Below are 608 nucleotides of genomic sequence, written 5' to 3'. Positions count from 1 at the left end.
GTTCGCGGTCGCTCTCGCCGGCGTGCTCGCCTCCGGCGGCCTCGCCGCCTGCGGCGACTCGCCCAACGAAGGCAACAAGAAAGCTGCCGGTGGTGCCACGTTCCTGACCGTGGGTATGCCGAACGGCCCGCAGACGGAGAACCACAACCCGTTCCTCACCACGTCGGCCGGCGCCCAGCTGGGCTACCGCTGGATGCTCTACGAGCCGCTGATGATGTGGAACCCGGTGAAGCCGGCCGAGCCGTCCCGCCCGTGGCTGGCCACCGGTGTCGAGTGGACGCCCGATTTCAAGAAGGCGACCATCACGGTTCGCGACAACGCGAAGTGGTCCGACGGCAAGCCGCTCACCGCCGACGACGTCGCATACACGTTCAACCTCATCAAGAAGACCGAGGCGCTGAACCTGGCCGCCACGCCGTACGGCGAGATCACCGCCAGCGGCAACACGGTGACGGCCACGTTCACCAGCTCGATGTTCGTCTACAAAGACACCTGGCTCGGCCAGACCCCGATCGTGCCCAAGCACATCTGGGAGACCATCAAGGACCCCACCACCGACCCGAACAAGACGCCGGTCGGCTCGGGCCCGTACACGCTGAAGACCTTCA

General features: G+C 66.4%; 1 protein-coding gene. It reads left to right on the top strand.

Features of this window, described 5'->3' with window-relative positions; all coding sequences use genetic code 11:
* Positions 1-608 (top strand): ABC transporter substrate-binding protein (locus DMB66_RS60585; protein WP_233625656.1); only part of this gene is annotated, 608 nt, incomplete at both ends.

The sequence above is a fragment of the Actinoplanes sp. ATCC 53533 genome (assembly GCF_003947245.1).
The sequence above is the reverse complement of the archived record's forward strand: the minus strand, read 5'-3'. Positions and strand labels throughout refer to the sequence as shown.